Raw genomic sequence first — 16,569 nt, forward strand, 5'->3', positions numbered from 1 at the left:
GCGAACCGCCGCCCGCCCCTACGCGCCCCTACGCGCCGTTATTCGCCCTTATTCGTCCTTTTCGCTCTTACTCCGCTCACTACCATTCACCGAAGGGAATGCACCGTATGTCCGACATCGTTCGAATCGACACGAATCAACGTATGAGCCGCGTCGTCAAAGCCGCAGGCCTGGTCTTCATCGGCGGCCAGACTTCCGCCGACCCGGCACCCGATGTGAAAATTCAAACCGCGAAGGTGCTCGAGAAGATCGACGGTTTCTTGGAAAAGGCCGGCATCGACAAGACGCGGCTGGTTTCCGCACAAGTGTGGCTCGCGAACATCGAGCGTGATTTCGCGGGCATGAACGAAGTGTGGGACGCCTGGGTGCCGCAAGGATGCGCCCCAACGCGGGCCACCGTCGAGGCAAAGCTCGCGTCGGCGCATCTGCTCGTGGAAATCGCCGTAACGGCGCTCGCATAGCGCGCACCGCACCGACATCGAGCCGTTCGCCCCTGGGGGTCTGGGCGCCGCGCGTCGGGCGCCCGAATAGCCGACGAATACACCGACGACTAAGTCCGGAAATACGTCCCCGTCTCGAGGTCCTCGATCAGCCCGGCGCGCTCGGGGCGCCACCCCAGCACTTTCCGCGTCCACTCGCCCGTCGCGGCGACATCGATCGCCGCGAACGGCCCCAACCATCCGAAGTGTTCGATGGCCTCGTCCGTCGATCTCGACTCGACGGACACCTCCAAGCGACGTCCGATCACGTCGGCAATCTCCTTGAACGGAACGCCTTCGTCCCCCAGGGTGTGATAGCGCTCGCCTCCCGCGCTACGCTCGAGCGCCAATCGATACAGTCTGGCCGCATCCAAGCGATGAACCGCTGCCCAGCGGTTGCTGCCGTCGCCGACATACGCCGATACGCGTTTCTCGCGCGCAATTGCGATGAGCCGCGGCACGAAAGCATGATCTCCATCGCCATGCACGGAAGGCGGAAGCCGCACGATGGACGCATGCACCCCGCGTTCGTTCAATGCGAGGGCCGTCTTCTCCGACGCGCGCGGGTAGGAGGCGGAAGGAGGCACGGCCGAATCCTCTTCGGTTGCCGGGCGCCCTTTTGCCAGCAACGCCATGCCCGACGTCACCAGCAACGGCCGGCCGGAACCCGCGAGCGCCTCGCCGATCGCCTCGATCGCGCGCCGATCGAGCTCGCAATTCTGCGCAAATTTCGAAAAGTCGTGATTGAAGGCCGTGTGCACGACGCCATCCGCACTCGCCGCTCCCTGACGCAGGACGTCGAGGTCCTCCAACGAACCGTGCAAAACCTTCGCCCCGGCCGCTTCGGCCTTCGCGGCTCCCGCGTCCGAACGCACGAGACCGAGCACCTCGTGCCCAGCCGAAATCAACTCGGCCACGACGGCCGAACCGACGAAACCACTTGCACCCGTCACAAAAACGCGCATCGTGAATCCTCCACAAGTCAATGTGGAGGTACTATGTTCGAGCCGCTTATTACGGTGAAGTAGTGACGTTATACGGGTAAACGGACTAACAGGATCGACAATCGGAATCGGCCATGCCGGATATGAACGACAATCCGCTCGGCAACTTCCTGAAAGATCGGCGCACGCGGCTCGATCCGGCGGCGCTCGGCTTTCCGCTTACGCGCCGCCGTACGCCCGGCTTGCGGCGCGAGGAAGTCGCGCAGCGCGCGAACGTCAGCGCGACTTGGTACACCTGGCTCGAGCAAGGGCGTGGTGGCGCGCCGTCCGCAGAAGTGCTCGAGCGCATTGCGCGCGCACTGATGTTGACGGAAATCGAGCGGGAGCACCTGTTCTTGCTCGGGCTCGGCCGGCCGCCAAAAGCCCGCTATCAAGCCGTCGAGGGCGTCACGCCGCGATTGCAGCGTGTACTGGACGCGCTCGAATTCAGTCCCGCCTACATCAAAACGGCAACCTGGGACATCGTCGCCTGGAATCGCGCGGCGTCCGCCGTATTGACCAACTACGACGCGCTCGCGACGCAGCAACGCAATATCCTGCGCCTCATCTTCTGCGACCCCAATGTGCGAGCGCGGCAGCCCGATTGGGAGAGCGTCGCGCGCTTCGTCGTAGCGACGTTTCGCCTCGAGGCCGCGCGGGCGGGTGCATCGCATGCGGTGGAAGCGCTCGTCGAAGAACTCCGTTCCCGCAGCCCGGAATTCGCGGCCCTTTGGCGTGAGCAAGACGTGCGCGCGCACGGCGAAGGCACGAAACAATTGCGGCATCCCACCGTAGGGCTCATCTCGATGGAATATTCGTCGTTTGCCGTCGATGGGCGCCCCGAACTGAGTATGGTCGTCTATCAGCCCGCCACGCGCGCCGATGTGGATGCGATTCGCCAGCTTTTGCAGGCTCGGCAAGAGACAACGCGCTAGGAACGTCGTAACGTTAGGCGCGGGCGCGGGCGCGAGAACGATAGCTATCGCTAGCGCTATCGTTCTGAGCCGCCTCTACGCTATTGAGCCGCGTCGAACGTCGCTCGAGCAACGCGCAACGCGCCGGCATCGAGCAATGCTGCCTTGGCAGCCACGAGCGATGACCGCGCGGCGCGCGCATCGAACGCCAGGCGAATCATAGCCGGCAGTTGCCCCGGGCCGCGCGCAAGCTCGCGCAAGATCGGCCCGAGCGCCGTGGTGCCGTCTTCGCGCAAGCCCGCCGTTGCCGCCGGCGGCAACGTGCGCCACGCGGGATCGACGATCGCGCGGCAGACGGCGAACGGCAAGCCCCGCAGGCGAGCCTGCTCGGCGGCAACGTGCGATTCCATATCGACGGCCAACGCACCCGTCGTCCGATGCAGCGCTTGCTTTTGCGCTTGCGTCACGACGGGGGCCGTCACCGCAGCCATCGGACCGAATTCGATGCGCACCGCGGGCAGCGACGCGCGCAGCGCCGAAGCGATGCGTGCACTCCAATCGATGTCGGTCGATCGGCGTCCTGCCGGTCCATCGACCGCCTCCGCAACGACGATCGCACCGGGCCGCAAATCGGGCGAAAGCCCGCCCGCGGTGCCGAAGCTCATCACGCCCGCCGCGCCCCGGGACAAGACCTCTTCCAGCATGCGCTCGAGCGGCTCGGCGCGCGCGGCATGGACGACCTCGACGCCGGGTGCCCGTGCGATGCGAGCCTCGAACGCCATTCCCGTCACGATGACGAGCGGCAATGCCGCGCCGGCGCCGGCCGCCATCACATCCCGACCGAGACGCGAACACGATTGTCGCGCGTAAGGTTGCGGTAGCGCGCGAGCGCCCAAAGCGGAAAGAACTTGCGATACCCGTGATAGCGCAGGTAGAACACGCGCGGAAAGCCCGTGGCCGTGAACCGCGTCTCGTCCCACAAACCATGCTCGCGCTGCGCGTTCACGAGGTAAGCCACGCCGCGCGCGACGGCAGGATGATCGACGACGCCGGCCGCCATCAGCCCGAGCACCCCCCAGGCCGTTTGCGACGCCGTGCTCGGGGCCGGCTCATAGCCGCGATAGTCGAGTTTGTAGCTCGCGCCGTCCTCGCCCCACCCGCCGTCTTCGTTCTGAATCGAAATCAACCACTGCGCCGCACGCTTGATCCGTGCGTCGTCATGCGCGATGCCGGCCGCGTTCAACGCGCACAAAGCCGTCCACGTTCCGTAGACGTAGTTCATGCCCCAACGGCCGTACCAGCTGCCGTCGTCTTCCTGCTCCGCGAGCAGGTAATCGTAGGCGCGACGCGCGGGCTCGCTGTTGCCCGGCAGTTCGCCGAGCTGCGCGAGCATCGACAGGCATCGGCCCGAAACGTCGGCCGTCGGCGGATCGAGCAGCGCGCCGTGGTCCGAGAACGGAATGTTGTTCAGGTAGTACTGCGTATTCTCGGGTTCGAACGCGCCCCATCCGCCGTCGCTACTCTGCATGCCGACGATCCATTCGCGCGCGCGGGCAATCGCTTCGCGGTCCACGTTCGAGCGGGTCAGCGCCGCCGCACGATCCATTGCCATCGCTACGACGGCCGTATCGTCGACGTCGGGATAGTGCGGGTTCGCGTATTGGAATGCCCAGCCGCCGGGGCGCACGTTGGGGCGGCGCGAGATCCAATCGCCGCGCAGGTCGAGCACTTGCAGCGGGCGCAGCCATTGCAAACCGCGCAGCGCGGCTTCCTGCGCCTTCGGCTGTTCCGTTTCGAGCAGCGCGTGCGCGACGAGCGACGTATCCCAGACGGGCGACAAGCACGGCTGGCAATAGGCTTCGTCCTCTGCCACGGCAAGCAGCTTTTCCACCGAAGCGCGGGCGATCGCGCGATTCGGATAGTCGGGCCCATGGCCGAGCGCGTCGTACATCATCACGGCGTTCGCCATCGCGGGGAAAATCGCCCCTAGGCCATCTTCGCCGTTCAACCGCTCATCGACGAACGCCACCGCGGCGCGGATCGCGCGCTCGCGCGTCTTCTTCGGAAACCAGCCGTCGATACCGCGCAGCACCGTATCGACGACGCGGAAGAACGCGAACCAGCCGCGGCTCTGATGCCCGGCGCGCGGCAGCAATCCCGTTTGCGACGGCGCACCGAGAAACAATTCGTCGATGCGCACGCCGCGCGGATTCCGCGCAACGGGCCGCCGGGCATTGAGCACGAGCAGCGGCACGATGACCGTGCGCGCCCAATAGGACACCTTCGAAAGATGGAACGGAAACCATTGCGGCAGCAGCGTGATCTCGACCGGCATCATCGGCACCGCACGCCACGGCACAATGCCGAACAAGGCGAGCAGGATGCGCGTGAAGACGTTGACGGCCTCGGCGCCGCCCACGCCGAGAATGGCCGCGCGAGCACGCTGCATATGCTCGGCGTCTTCGGGCTCGCCTGCCATCTTCAGCGCGAAATACGCCTTCACGCTCGCGCTGACATCCATCGCGCCGTCGGTGAAGAGCGGCCAGCCGCCGTCGGCCAGTTGAATCCGGCGCAGGTAGCGCACGATCTTCCGTTCGAGCGTCACGTTGGGCGCCTCGCCGAGGTAATGGACGAGCAGGATGTACTCGGCCGGAATCGTCGCGTCGGCTTCGAGCTCATACACCCAATGGCCATCGGGACGCTGATCGGCGAGGATGGCATCCGTCGCACGCGCGATTGCGGCGTCGAGCGCAACGCGCGTTTGCGCGGCATCGGCGGGGCTCGAGGCCGCCATGACGGCGGCAGGAGCGGACATGTCGTTCATCGGCATCTCAAGGGAGTTGAAAGACGAAGCGCGCGGCTTCGTCGGCAAGCTTTTCATGTTCTATCGGGGATCGGCGAGGCCGTGGCGCGCCGATCAAAAGAAGGCGTAGCGTGCAACGATCCCGAGTAGCCGCAAACGCGGTTTCGCCACGGGCGTGCGCGGCTGATCGAAGCCGCGATCGAGCGTACGCTCGAGCAAGCACCGGTAGACGCCCGACATGATGCGCGGCGCGCGGACGGTTTTGCGCGGCGCGCGATCCATGATCGCATCGGCCTGCGCGAAATGCTCCAGCGCGCGCTGCGCCAGCGTCGCGCACACGCGCGGCAAAGAGGGATCGTCGGCGATCTCGGCCGGATTCGTCGCGGCGATGCCTTCGCGCGCCAGCAACTGGTAGGGCAAATAGCAACGGTTGATCGCAGCGTCTTCGTCGATATCGCGCAAAATGTTCGTCAGTTGCAACGCGCGGCCGAGATGGTGAGACAGGCTATGCCCCGCCTCCTCACTCATCCCGAACACTCTCACCGACAACCGGCCGGCGGCGCTCGCCACGCGGTCGCAATAGAGGTCGAGCGTCGCTTCGTCGGGGGCGCAGATGTCGGCTGCGGCGTCCATTGCCATGCCGTCGATCATCGCGTGGAAATCTTCCCGGCGCAGGCCGAATGCGCGAATCTGGCGCGCGAGCGGCGCGAGCGCGGCGGGCGGCTCGCCGTCGTAGCACGCGTCGATATCGGCGCGCCACCGCTCGAGTCCGGCACTGCGCTCGGCGCGCGGCGCATCGCTGTCGGCGATGTCGTCGACGGCACGGCAGAACGCGTAGATCTGGAACATCGCGTCACGCTGCGCAGCGGGCAAGATGCGCATCGCGAGATAGAACGAGCTGCTCGACGACGCGGCTGCGGCGTCGGGTGCTGCTTCGTCCGCGACGAGATTGGAAACGGCCAAGGCGAACTCCGCTATGACGCCCTCGCAGGGCGAATGAGAATCGATGCTATTTGCGGCGTGCCAATTTTATTGGGCACTGCATTGACGCAGCGCGATCGGCTCCGTAAGCCGCGCGCCGCACCGGCAAGGGAGCCGGAAACGGGCAAAAGTATACCAACGTTTCATTCGGTGCCACAGCCACGCCGGCCGAAGCGGATGCAGCCTCGCCGGATAAAGGCGGACGAGCAGGCGGACACGCGCTCAGGCGAGCGCGACGGAGCGGTTGCGCCCTTGGCGTTTGGCGCTATAAAGGGCGGCGTCCGCTTCGTTGATGAGCGCCTCGTAGGTGCGCAGCCCGGGGCGCGCCGCCGCACCGCCCACGCTGGCCGTGACGGGCACGCGCACGCCCTCGGCCTCGACGGGCGTGTCGCCGATCGTCATCCGGATCTTTTCGGCGACGATCATTGCGTCGGCGAGCGTCGTGCACGGCAGCAGCAACGCAAACTCCTCGCCGCCGAACCGCCCGAACGTGTCCTGGACGCGCACGGCGTCGGCCACGCGCTGCGCCATCACGCGCAGCACCGTATCGCCGACCGCATGGCCGAAGCGATCGTTGATGTCCTTGAAGTGATCGAGATCGAACAGCAGCACCGACATTTCGCCGCCGTAGCGCTGCCAGCGCAGAAATTCGTCGCGCAGGCGGTCTTCGAAAAAGCGGCGATTCGCGATGCCGGTCAAACCGTCGCGATTGGCGTATTCCTGCAGCTTCTCGACGGCCTCCTCGCGCTCGCGCTGCATGACGCTCACGTGCGTCACGTCGGAGATCGTCACGCACACGGCAATGACTTCGCGCCCGCGCATCAGCGGCATGAAAGTGCAGTCTTGCTGCATATAGTCGACGCCGCCCGTGATCGGCCGGTCATGGTCGAACTTGAACAGATAGGGGCGCTGCTCCCAGGAGCTGAACGCGAAGCTGCCGAGCTGAAAGACGCTTTCTACCTTGCGCGACAACCATACGCGCGGCAGTTCGGGAAAGCTGTCGAAAATCGATTTGCCGACGACCGTTTCGGCCGGCTGGCCGCTGTTGTCCTGCATGAATCGATTCCACATGAGGACTTTCAAATCGCGATCGAGCACGAAGATGCCGAACCCGACGCGTTCGATCACGAGGTCGCTCAGCGATTGCTCCATCGTCGCATCGATCATAGGCTCGACAATAGCGCGTTGAGCGCATCGTTCATCCGACGAATCGAATCTTCGGCCATCAGCATGACAAGGTGCGCACGAAACATCTGATCTTCCAGCGCGAAGTTGACCTCGAGCAGCAAAGCGACTTTCCAGGCGAGGACATCCGCCTGAAAGACGTCGTCCAGCGAGATCTGCTCGCCGAGCATGCCCGGCGGCGAGAAAATCGGCGTGCGATCGAGCTGATCGAGAATGCACGACACGCACGCGCCCGTCAGAACGTTTGCGACGTCGAACATCAGCTCCGTCTGGCTCACGGCTTCGTATGAGGAATGAACGTACGGATCGTTCACGAGCGCGCACAGATGACCGACGCCGCTGCTGCGGCAAATGACGAGCGCCTCGCCCTTGATGTCGGAGCGAAAGCCCTGCCGCACGGCCGTCACGCTTTCGTCGATCCCGGTCATCTCGCGCAGCGTCTGCGCCGCGTCCTGGGCGCTCACGACGCGCACACGCGGCACCGAAAGCTCGATGAAGGTATCCAGCAGGCGAGCCAAGCGCGTCGCCGCCTGCCCCATCGCCAAATTGGCGATTTCCTGTAAGGCGTCGCGCTGCTCTTCGGTGAACACGTTCTCACGCATACAACCCGTACTCCTTGAGGATGGGCACTATCGCCTCTGGGGTCACGGGCTTGGCGACGAAAGCGGCGGCGCCGAGTGCGCGCACGCGCTCTTGAGCCAGCGGCTGCACGTCGGCGGACACGACGATCACGAACGTATTCAAGTCCTCGTGCTGAAGCGCCTCGAGCACCTGATAACCGTTCATGTCCGGCATCGTGAGGTCGAGAAACATCACCGAGGCCTTTCCCGCGCGGTAAAGTGCGAGAGCCTCGCGGCCGTTCGATGCATATGCGATGTCGACGTCCCAGTCGTCCGGCAAGGCTTTCGTCAGAACCTTACGGGCAAGCAGCGAATCATCGGCGATCACAATCGGCAAGGGCATGGCAAGCGTGACGAAAAAACGAAAGCGGTCTATATCGCGTTAACGGCGGCTCTGAACGTTTTCTTTAACGAGAGCGGAGCGTGTCGACGGGCGGTGGCGAGCGCGAGGGATTCGCGCGTTACTCGGCGCCCGCGGCGAGCGAGCGCATCATGTTTATAAAAATGAAGCGAAATTCTCGGAGCAAACCTGCGGAAAATCAACTCTTCAATTTCCGAAACACTCGAACAAGCCCGATTGTTTCATCGATATGAAGAAAGAAACACAACAAACATGGGGGATAGCGCGCAGATTTTTCTTTTGTGTACGTTTGCGCTACCGATTTCGTCGCTGTTTTAGACCGAACGTTCAGACGGCCCGCGCGGCGCAATGGGTCACAAAAAGGCCGGTGCGAGCCAACTCGCTTATGATGATTGCCTAGGCGCAAGCCAATTGGACCCCACCACGAAAATGAAGCGACGGCTCGATGACCCCATGACGAACGCCCTGCCCGATGATCGGCGGGACGATTCGGCAGCACTGGGGATGCCCGAGCCCGACTTCGCCGTCCGGCGCGTGACGTTGATCGCGCTGCTTGCCGCCGCGATCATTCTACCGGCCGTCTATGCGGCCGCCGTCGCGTATTCCAGCTTCCGGTCAGGCATGGCGTCCGCCACCGACGCGGCGGTCAGAACCGTGCGCATCGCCGAAGAGCACGCGCTGAAGGTGTTCGATCTGAACGAGACGCTCGATGCGCGCGTCGACGATCTCGTGCGAGGGCTCGGCAACGATGCGATCCGAGCGCGCGAAGCCGAGATTCACAACAAGCTGCAGAGCATCGGGGGCGGCTACCCGCAAGTCGCGTCGGTGTCGATTTTCGGCCCTGACGGCGTGCTGCTCGCGAACAGCCGATATTATCCCGCCCCGCACGCGTCGATCGCCACACGCGACGACTTCGTCGGCATCCGCGGCGGACACATGCTGGAACACGTGTCGAAGGTCATGGTCTGGCACGCCGGCAGCGGTGAAGCCGTCTTCAACATGGGCATGGCGCGACGCGGGCCCGACGGCGGATTCGCAGGGATCGTTTCGGTCGCGCTGCGGCGTTCGTATTTCGAGTCGTTCTACCGGGATCTGCTGGGCCCCGAGCGCGGCGCGATGACGATCACGCTCGCGCGCACGGACGGCGCCGTGCTCGCATCGTATCCGCCGCGTCCCGAGTCGGCCGTGGTGGCGCCCTCCTTCGCCGCAGCGCTTGCCGCCGGCAGCCGCGCGGGTGTCTTGCGGCTTCCTGCCGAGAACGCCAGTGCGGATCGGCTCGATCGGCGTATCCTCGCCTACCGTCAAGTCGGCAGCTATCCGGTGTACGTGGCGTGCGCCTATAGCGAGCAGGCGATTTGGACGGCCTGGTATCGCCGCGCGCTCGTCTCCGCCGCTTCGATCTTCACGCCGTCGATCGTGCTGTGGTTCGTGCTCGCGTTCTCGTTCAAGCGCCTCGCAGCGGAGAAGCAAGCATGGATGCGATGGCAAGCCGAAGCGTCGATGCGGCGCTCGATCGAGACCGCCTATCGGCAATCGCGCAAGATGGAAGCGCTCGGCAATCTCGTCGGCACCGTTGCGCACGACTTCAATAATCTACTGACGATCATCGCGACGAACGTCCAAATCGCACGTCGTCGCGGCGCTGAAAATATCGATCGCGAGCTCGGCGCGATCGAGCGCGCCTTGAAAAACGGCCAGTCGCTCACGCGCCAATTGCTCGGCGTAGCGCGCAAGCAGCCGCTGCGCAGTGAAACGATCGACCTGTCGCGCTGGCTGGCGGCGAGCCAAGAGCTCTTACGCGCGTCGCTCGGCGCGAAAGCGACGCTCTCCATCGACATCGCCCCTGACATATGGCTGATCGAGGTCGACAATGCCGAGCTCGAACTCGCGCTCATCAACGTGGCGGTGAACGCACGCGACGCGATGCCGAACGGCGGCCGCTTCACCGTGCGCGCGGCGAACGTACGGCTCGAGCCGGAGGGCGGTTTTGCGCTGACAGGCGAATTCGTGCAGATCTCGCTCGAGGACACCGGGGCCGGCATGCCGCCCGACGTTCTCGCGCATGCATTCGAGCCGCTTTTCACGACGAAGCCCAAAGGGATGGGCACGGGCCTCGGCCTGCCGCAGGTGTTCGCATTTTGCGACCGTTCGGGCGGGCTCGCGACGATCGACAGTAGCTCGGGGGCGGGCACGGCGGTGCGCCTTTACTTGCCGCGCGCGCAAGGCGCACGCGCGGCGCTTGCACCCGACCCGCAGCACGCGGTCGATTGCGTGCCGACGCGCGGCCTTCACGTGCTGCTCGTCGAAGACAACGACGAGGTCGCGGCAGGGACGGAGGCGCTGCTTCACATGATGGGCCATCACGTCACGTGCGCGTTCAACGCCGACGCCGCGCTGCATCTCATCGCCGACACACTGGCGCGGCGCACCGATCCGTTCGACGTCCTGATTTCGGACATCCACATGCCGGGCACCGCCAACGGCATCGACTTGGCGGAAGCAGCGCAAGCACTGGATGCACCGCTTCCCGTGATCCTCATCACGGGCTATGCGCAGGAGCTCGAACGGGCGCGGAATGTCAACGTGCGCGTGCTGTCCAAACCTTTCGACATCGCCTTGCTGGAAACGATGCTTCAGGCGATTGCCGGCGAGCGGGAACCGCGCGTGCAGGCGCACGGCAAGGCGACGTAGGCGATCGGCGCGACGGCGCGATTCTTGCGTGCTCCTATCGCGACAAGCCTCGTGGAGGTCACCATGCAACACACCGTTATCGCATTTTTCGATACTTATCCCCAGGCGGAAGCCGCGCGAGAAGCGCTCGTCGCTGCCGGCATCGTCCGCGAGGACGTGGCGCTGAGGGCCAAATGCGAGCCGACGTACGCGAGCGATGCGACGTCGACATACGAAGCCGCCCCTTCCGCAAATGAAGGCTTGCTCGCCAGTATCGAGCGCTTTTTCGAGTCGCTATTCGAGAGCGCCCCGCCCGAACGCGAGAGAGTCCACTATGCGGAGGCCGTGCGGCGCGGAGCCGTCATGGTCTGCGTGGATGCCGCGACCGAAGCGCTTGCCGAGCGCGCACGCGTGACGCTGGAGGCCATGGCGCCGCTCGACATCGAAGAGCGGGCCTCGACGTGGAGCCCGCCTATCGACGAAGCGACGCGCTCTCACTCGCCGTTGGAAGAGCTCGGCCTTAGACCGAGCGTGCCTGCGACGACCAAGCCACACAGCTCGGTATACAGCTACGTGCGCGATCGTGCCGCCGAGCCGGCTCCCTCCGCCTCCGATGCTGCTGCGGACGAACGCGTAGCCGGCGAAGCGGCGGCCACCGCGGTTGCCGCGGGGTCGGCACCGGGAATGGGCGCCGTTTTCACGGCGGGCCGAACCACGGTGGCCGCGGACCCAGCTGCCCCTCCAACGGTGCCAGAAAGTACGGCCCCACGCCCGGCCACCGTGCCCGACGAGTATCTGCAGGACGAAGAGACCTATCACGGCGACGAGCCGCGCCCCCCCGCGAACCAGCGGTGAGCAGTTACTTCGCGGGAGGGTGGCGTTTCACCCACGCCTCGAAGCGCTGCATGAACGTCGAGAGGAATTTGCGCGTGTCCTCGTTGGCGATGCCGCCCGACGCATCGAAAAACGAATCGGTGTGCTTGAGGAAAATCTCGGGCTGACCGAGCGTCGGCACGTCGAGATAGGCAAGGACATTGCGCAGATGCTGCTGGGAGAGCGCCGTGCCCGTGGCGCCGAGCGAGATCCCGCAAACGGCCGCCGGCTTGTCCTTCCAGGAGTTGGTCCCCCAGGGCCGCGAGCCCCAATCCAGCGCGTTCTTCAGCACGCCCGGGATCGAACGATTGTATTCGGGCGTGACGAACAGCAAACCGCTCGCGGCCTCCACCCTCGCCTTCAATTGCTTGGCGACGTCCGGGAAGTTCGCGTCGTAGTCTTGGCTGTAGAGCGGCAGCGCGCCGATATCGAGAAAGGCGAATTCGAACTCGCTGCTCGCCAACTTGGTCAAGGCATGCGCGAGCTGCTTGTTGAATGACTCGCGCCGCAGGCTGCCGACGACGACTTCGATCTTGTAGGTCATGGTTCTTGCTCCATAGAGTGAGAACGACACACCGCCGAAGCGCATGCCTCGGCCCGGCCTTCCATAATAGCGGCCGGTGCCCGACCGCGCCGGCTCGTTTTTCCGGCATCCCACTAAACGCCCGGCGGGCCGTGGGTTCGCACCACCCTTTCCACAAACTTTTCCACAGAAACTGTGGATAAGTCGTCAATATTCCTCGCCCATTACGAATCGACACATCTGTGTCCGTTCGATGACGGCAATCGCCGGCTTTTCGATCGCGCCGCATCCGTTCGCGCCGTCACCGCGTATTGAAGGCAGCACGAGTCGAGCGACCCCAACCCGGGACCGGTCGGCACCGCGGCCACCGAAGTCGGCCGCGGCGCCGCCCCGGCGAGCGGAAGCCGAATCGAGCATTCCAAGCCTAGAACAGGGCTTTTTCACATCCGCCTCAGGAGAATCGAAATGAACAAGCAATGGATTGCCGCCGCCTTCACCGCCGCACTGGGTGCAACGCTCGCCACGCCGGTTTTCGCCGCCGACATGGACAAGTGCTACGGCATCGCAAAAGCCGGTCAGAACGATTGCAAAGGCAATAACCACTCGTGTGCGGGGCAATCGACGAAAGACATGGACAGGGGCGAGTTCAAGGCAGTCGCGAAGGGAACGTGCATGCAACTCGGCGGCTCGTTGAAGCCGGGCATGTAAGCGCATCGCACCTTGACCGGGCGGCCCCACGGGCCGCTCGATCCCCTTCCGCGGCTAGTCGAGCGCGATCGGCCGGCACGAGGAGATACACAGAATGAACGACAAGGCATTGAGGGGAGCTGGACTTGGCCTGCGCGGGCCTCATGTCGCGGCGGTGCTCGCCAACACGCCCGCGGTCGGGTGGTGGGAAGCCCACAGCGAAAATTATTTCGGCGGCGGCGAGCCGGTCGCGGCGCTCGAGCAAGTGCGAGATCGCTATCCCGTGAGCCTGCACGGCGTGGGCCTAGGGCTCGGAAGCCTCGATGCGCCGAACGCGACGCACATGAGGCAATTGAAAACGCTCGTCGAGCGCATCGAGCCGGTGCTCGTCTCCGAGCATCTTTGCTGGAATCGCACAGGCGAGCGCTACTTCAACGACTTGTTGCCGGTGCCCCGCGTCGAAGGCGCGCTCGAGGTCCTCGCTCACCACATCGACGCGGTTCAGAACGCGCTCGGACGGCCTATCTTGATCGAGAACGTCTCAGCCTACGTCGCCTTCGACGGCGAGACCTGTACCGAGGCAGAAATGCTGGCCGAGCTCGTTGCGCGAACCGGTTGTGGCGTCCTGCTCGACTTGAACAATCTGCATGTCAATGCGCTGAACCTCGGGCTCGACCCGTTCGCCGAACTCGCGCGGCTGCCTCGCCATTGCGTCGGCGAAATGCACGTGGCCGGGTACGAGTGGCTGGACGATGTCGCGATCGATACGCACGGCGCGGCCGTGTGCGAAGCCGTCTGGACGCTGCTCGACGCCGCCATCGAACGGTTCGGGCCTACGGCGGTGCTGCTCGAGCGCGACACGAATCTGCCGCCGCTCGATACGCTGCTGCGGGAGTATGCCGTACTCGAACAACGCGTGCTCGGCGCAGCGGCTCGCGCGCAAACGGCAACGTCGGCAGAGCCGGAGGCGGCGACATGTTGAGCGCTACTGCCCCCTACGAAATGCTGCTCGGCCATTTCGCGGCGGCGCTCGTCGACGAGACGCTCCCCCCGCGCGGTGTCACGTCCGAGACTCGCGAGCGAATCGACGTTTACCGGAACAACGCACGGCTCAATCGCGTTGCGGCGTTGACGGACGCGTTTGCGAACGTCGTGCAACTGGTCGGAGCCGATTACTTTTGCGCGCTGGCTCGTGCCTACGTGGATGGCACACCGGCGCGGTCGGCGAATCTTCATGAAGACGGCATGGCATTGCCGGACTTCATTCGCGGCTTCGCCCCGGCAGCCGATTTGCCGTATTTGGGCGATGTCGCCGGCGTGGATTGGTTGCTGCATCGGGCGTACTTCGCGCCCGACGCGAAAGCAGTCGGTAGCTCGGCGCTTGCCGAGCTTGGCCCTGAGCGCTTTGCCGCGGCTTCACTTCGGTTCGGGCCGTCGGTCGGGGTCGCGCGGTCGGCTTCGTGGCCAATCGCCGACATTTTGCGCATGCACGACGACGGCGCCCCGGCCCAGCTAGATGCCGGCGGTCAATCGGTGCTGATTTGGCGCGAAGGCTTCACCGTGCGCTGGCAAGCGCTCGGCCCGGCAGAAGCCGACGCCATGGCGGCGCTGATGACAGGGACGGTCATTCAAGCGGTATTTGCACAAACGGGAGCCGATGCAAATTCGTTGCTTACACAACTATTCGGGCATGGGCTCGTTCTCGCCATCGAGGAACATCATGAAGATCGTCTCTAGTCTGTTGCGTCGTCTCGACGAAGTTGCCGTCGCGCTCCAACCGTTGTTCGCGCTCGCGATCAGGCTTTATCTATTCCGCGTTTTCTTTCTTTCCGGACTGACGAAATTACGCAGTTGGGACAGTACGCTCTATTTGTTTTCCAACGAATATCATGTGCCGGTTTTGCCACCGGCCGTGGCAGCGGTAATGGGTGCCGGCGGCGAATTGATCTTTCCCATCATGTTGCTGCTCGGCTGGCAAAGCCGATTCGCCGCGGCGGGATTGTTCGTCGTCAATCTCATTGCCGTCTTGTCCTATCCGGGCCTGGAACCCGTGATGATCAAAGACCACGTTCTGTGGGCCACCCTGATCGCTTTTTTGTTCTTCCACGGGACAGGGCGTTGGTCGCTGCAAACAGTACTTCGGCGGACAAAGGTGGCCGGCGTCCAGCGAGGCCATGCCTGACGGAGGCACCCAGGCATCCCGTGCGGCCAGCTTCTTTGTCTTCAATGAGCAACTGTCCACAACCGGCATTCAGGCCGGGGTCCCGGCACACCGCCCTGAAGGGCGGTGTGTCAAACCGGAGTCAGGTTCCGGCTATCCGTCACGACGAGCGCCGGCGCCGTAGGCGCCATGCGGGCCAGCGGCGGGACGTTGCCGCGGCTAGAGCCCAGGAAACAAGCGGATTGTGGGCCGAGACGAGAGGCACGCGGATCACGCGAACAGCGCTTCGACGTTCTCCGGCGGTCGACCGATAACTGCACGGCCGTCGCGAACTACGATCGGACGCTGGAGTAAGACCGGATGCGCGGCGACCGCTTCGAAAAGCCGCTCGTCGCTCAACGCCGGATCGGCGAGCCCTAAGTCGCTATAGGGTGCTTCATTGTCGCGAATCATATCTCTGACTGAGCCACCCAACATCTTATGGAGTGCCTTGAGATCATCCACGGACGGCGAGTCCTTGAGATATTCGACGATCTTCACGGGCTCACCGGAGCGCGTGATACGTTCGTTGACGAGTTCGCATGCGCCGCGCGACTTCGAGCAACGCGGATTGTGATAGATGGTGATCATGGTCGACGCCTGTTACGGGGAGGCCGCTATTTTACTGACTCCGCGCGCGCGGTATCGGCTCTGAGCAGTTTGGCTTGCGTCGGATAGGAAACGGGTCGTTGTTTGACGACACCCAACGATCCGATCTGAATCCGCTCGAGTGATGCTCCGATGAGACGAACGCTATGCTCGGACGGACGGCGCAAGCCGCCCTGAGCGGTTTATGCGCATAAACTGCCTTGCTGCTTCCGGAAGCAGCGCTGAGGCATCCGCAAACGGCTGGTCTGATCGCACCGTCAGCCTCGATTGGTACAGCACTTTCGAGTCGCGCTTGATCGGCGGGCGGTATCGTGAGGGCTCAGGTCATTGCTGGTTCCGCAACTCCGCTCTCGCCCCCCCCGAGGGACGTTCTCCTGCGCTTCGCCAGCGGAGGCACGACGTCTGAGTCCGGTCGCCCCGTATTTCTCCAGAGCTTGGCGCAGCGCCTGTCGCATGAGCGCTCAAGTCATGTGTACAGCATCGAGACCGGATCGTGGCTGGACGCTCGTGGGAGAGTGAATGGCCTTGGGCGAGACGTCGCGCGCCCGCTGTTGCCTATCCGCTGTTGCCTATCCGCTGTTGCCTATCCGCTGTTGCCTATCCGCTGTTGCCTATCCGCTGTTGCCTATCCGCTGTTGCCTATCCGCTGTTGCCTATCCGCTGTTGCCTATCCGCTGTTGG

17 protein-coding genes are annotated in these 16,569 nt (G+C 64.3%); 8 read left to right on the plus strand and 9 right to left on the minus strand.

Translation table 11 applies throughout. From position 1 onward, the window contains the following. Window positions 1-107 precede the first annotated feature (107 nt). Entirely contained in the window at window positions 108-461 is a 354-nt protein-coding gene (locus tag ACTHNZ_RS06615; RefSeq protein ID WP_440541694.1) for a RidA family protein, read from the plus strand. 89 nt (window positions 462-550) lie between these two features. On the opposite strand, the gene ACTHNZ_RS06620 is transcribed toward ACTHNZ_RS06615, so the two are convergent. Beyond that, on the minus strand, window positions 551-1,444 hold the full coding sequence (locus ACTHNZ_RS06620; RefSeq protein ID WP_440541695.1) for an SDR family oxidoreductase: 894 nt from the start codon (window positions 1,442-1,444) through the stop codon (window positions 551-553). A gap of 113 nt (window positions 1,445-1,557) precedes the next feature. Between ACTHNZ_RS06620 and ACTHNZ_RS06625 the strand changes: the two genes are divergently transcribed. Then, on the plus strand, window positions 1,558-2,397 hold the full coding sequence (locus ACTHNZ_RS06625; RefSeq protein WP_440541696.1) for a helix-turn-helix transcriptional regulator: 840 nt from the start codon (window positions 1,558-1,560) through the stop codon (window positions 2,395-2,397). 80 nt (window positions 2,398-2,477) lie between these two features. Here the strand turns inward: ACTHNZ_RS06625 and ACTHNZ_RS06630 are convergent, their stop codons facing one another. From ACTHNZ_RS06630 to ACTHNZ_RS06655, 6 genes are all read right to left on the minus strand, one after another. After that, window positions 2,478-3,206 (minus strand): phosphorylase, encoded by a 729-nt coding sequence (locus ACTHNZ_RS06630; protein ID WP_440541697.1) that lies wholly within the window; start codon window positions 3,204-3,206, stop codon window positions 2,478-2,480. After that, the gene (shc, locus tag ACTHNZ_RS06635) at window positions 3,206-5,200 is read right to left on the minus strand and encodes a squalene--hopene cyclase (RefSeq protein ID WP_440541698.1); all 1,995 of its coding nucleotides are present in this window, start codon (window positions 5,198-5,200) and stop codon (window positions 3,206-3,208) included. The genes ACTHNZ_RS06630 and shc overlap by 1 nt, the downstream gene beginning before the upstream one ends. 93 nt (window positions 5,201-5,293) lie before the next feature. Next, entirely contained in the window at window positions 5,294-6,142 is an 849-nt protein-coding gene (gene hpnD / locus ACTHNZ_RS06640; protein ID WP_440541699.1) for a presqualene diphosphate synthase HpnD, read from the minus strand. Window positions 6,143-6,382: 240 nt separating this feature from the next. Further along, window positions 6,383-7,312 (minus strand): sensor domain-containing diguanylate cyclase, encoded by a 930-nt coding sequence (locus ACTHNZ_RS06645; protein ID WP_440541700.1) that lies wholly within the window; start codon window positions 7,310-7,312, stop codon window positions 6,383-6,385. A gap of 11 nt (window positions 7,313-7,323) precedes the next feature. Then, window positions 7,324-7,947 carry a chemotaxis protein CheC gene (locus tag ACTHNZ_RS06650; RefSeq protein WP_440541701.1) on the minus strand — a complete coding sequence of 208 codons (624 nt, stop codon included), beginning with the start codon at window positions 7,945-7,947 and terminating at the stop codon, window positions 7,324-7,326. Beyond that, window positions 7,940-8,308 carry a response regulator gene (locus ACTHNZ_RS06655; RefSeq protein WP_440541702.1) on the minus strand — a complete coding sequence of 123 codons (369 nt, stop codon included), beginning with the start codon at window positions 8,306-8,308 and terminating at the stop codon, window positions 7,940-7,942. The genes ACTHNZ_RS06650 and ACTHNZ_RS06655 overlap by 8 nt, the downstream gene beginning before the upstream one ends. 471 nt (window positions 8,309-8,779) lie before the next feature. Here ACTHNZ_RS06655 and ACTHNZ_RS06660 point away from each other — a divergent pair, with 471 nt between their 5' ends. Both ACTHNZ_RS06660 and ACTHNZ_RS06665 read left to right on the plus strand, forming a co-directional pair. Beyond that, window positions 8,780-11,017: an ATP-binding protein gene (locus tag ACTHNZ_RS06660; RefSeq protein WP_440541703.1), complete on the plus strand. Its 2,238-nt coding sequence runs from the start codon at window positions 8,780-8,782 to the stop codon at window positions 11,015-11,017. A 63-nt stretch (window positions 11,018-11,080) separates the two neighbouring features. After that, window positions 11,081-11,851 carry a hypothetical protein gene (locus tag ACTHNZ_RS06665; RefSeq protein WP_440541704.1) on the plus strand — a complete coding sequence of 257 codons (771 nt, stop codon included), beginning with the start codon at window positions 11,081-11,083 and terminating at the stop codon, window positions 11,849-11,851. Between the two features lie 4 nt (window positions 11,852-11,855). On the opposite strand, the gene ACTHNZ_RS06670 is transcribed toward ACTHNZ_RS06665, so the two are convergent. After that, window positions 11,856-12,413 (minus strand): NADPH-dependent FMN reductase, encoded by a 558-nt coding sequence (locus tag ACTHNZ_RS06670; RefSeq protein WP_440541705.1) that lies wholly within the window; start codon window positions 12,411-12,413, stop codon window positions 11,856-11,858. A gap of 444 nt (window positions 12,414-12,857) precedes the next feature. Here ACTHNZ_RS06670 and ACTHNZ_RS06675 point away from each other — a divergent pair, with 444 nt between their 5' ends. The 4 genes from ACTHNZ_RS06675 (at window position 12,858) to ACTHNZ_RS06690 (ending at window position 15,261) form a co-directional block, all read left to right on the plus strand. After that, window positions 12,858-13,100, plus strand: a complete 243-nt coding sequence (locus ACTHNZ_RS06675; protein WP_440541706.1) for a BufA1 family periplasmic bufferin-type metallophore — start codon at window positions 12,858-12,860, stop codon at window positions 13,098-13,100. Between the two features lie 94 nt (window positions 13,101-13,194). Continuing rightward, on the plus strand, window positions 13,195-14,061 hold the full coding sequence (bufB, locus tag ACTHNZ_RS06680; RefSeq protein ID WP_440541707.1) for an MNIO family bufferin maturase: 867 nt from the start codon (window positions 13,195-13,197) through the stop codon (window positions 14,059-14,061). Continuing rightward, window positions 14,055-14,816, plus strand: a complete 762-nt coding sequence (locus tag ACTHNZ_RS06685; protein WP_440541708.1) for an HvfC/BufC family peptide modification chaperone — start codon at window positions 14,055-14,057, stop codon at window positions 14,814-14,816. The genes bufB and ACTHNZ_RS06685 overlap by 7 nt, the downstream gene beginning before the upstream one ends. Then, entirely contained in the window at window positions 14,800-15,261 is a 462-nt protein-coding gene (locus tag ACTHNZ_RS06690) for a DoxX family protein (protein WP_440541709.1), read from the plus strand. The genes ACTHNZ_RS06685 and ACTHNZ_RS06690 overlap by 17 nt, the downstream gene beginning before the upstream one ends. A 249-nt stretch (window positions 15,262-15,510) precedes the next feature. Here the strand turns inward: ACTHNZ_RS06690 and arsC are convergent, their stop codons facing one another. Beyond that, a complete protein-coding gene (gene arsC, locus ACTHNZ_RS06695; protein WP_440541710.1) occupies window positions 15,511-15,870 on the minus strand; it encodes an arsenate reductase (glutaredoxin) in 360 nt (119 codons plus the stop codon). Between the last annotated feature and the right edge of the window lie 699 nt (window positions 15,871-16,569).

It is taken from the genome of Trinickia sp., assembly GCF_051953955.1.
Classification (GTDB): Bacteria; Pseudomonadota; Gammaproteobacteria; order Burkholderiales; family Burkholderiaceae; genus Trinickia.